The sequence below is a fragment of the Hahella sp. CCB-MM4 genome (assembly GCF_002260525.1).
Classification (GTDB): Bacteria; Pseudomonadota; Gammaproteobacteria; order Pseudomonadales; family Oleiphilaceae; genus Hahella.
Genome location: NZ_MRYI01000072.1, coordinates 1 through 542, shown reverse-complemented (window position 1 = coordinate 542; position 542 = coordinate 1). Strand labels below are relative to the sequence as shown.

Below are 542 nucleotides of genomic sequence, written 5' to 3'. Positions count from 1 at the left end.
ATCGTCTGCGTAGTCAGCCGGGATCGGGGATGCGTCCTTGAGGGTACGGGCAGCGAAGACGATGGCGCTCACCCGCGCAGCTGCAGCTTGGCCGAACGCGAACACCGTCTGAGCGTCCATCTGCATGACGCTGTTGTCGTCCGCGATCCATGCGAACGGCTCATCGCCACCGTGCCACAGGTAATCCCCCGCCTGCGCACCGGCCGCCAACGAGAAGCCCGCCAGCGTCCCGGCGCCAGAGATCCGCGTCTTGCTTTCCTGCGAGAAGTCGAACGGCTTTCCCGCGAAGGTGAAGGGCTCGACCATGCGGCGGCCGCGCTCTGCGTTGATCTGGGCGCGCAGGGTCCCGGTGGCCTGCGCCTGTTCTTCCGAGGGCATGCTGCGCACAGTCCACCCCTGAACCCATGCGCCGCTCTCCTGTGTGAAGCTGCCCGGCACCAGCACCTGCGTGGCTGGGTTGTAATCCGGCTCATCCGCGCGCGTGTACGGATGCACGTCGAACTCTGCCAGCGATGCCGCCGAGATCTGGCGCGGGAAAGAGG

The 542-nt window shown here is 66.8% G+C and carries 1 protein-coding gene; it reads right to left on the bottom strand.

What is annotated here, in order from left to right; all coding sequences use genetic code 11:
• Positions 1–542, bottom strand: a 542-nt coding sequence (locus BTA51_RS28935; RefSeq protein WP_141215712.1) for a DUF4376 domain-containing protein, incomplete at both ends; no start/stop codon positions are given.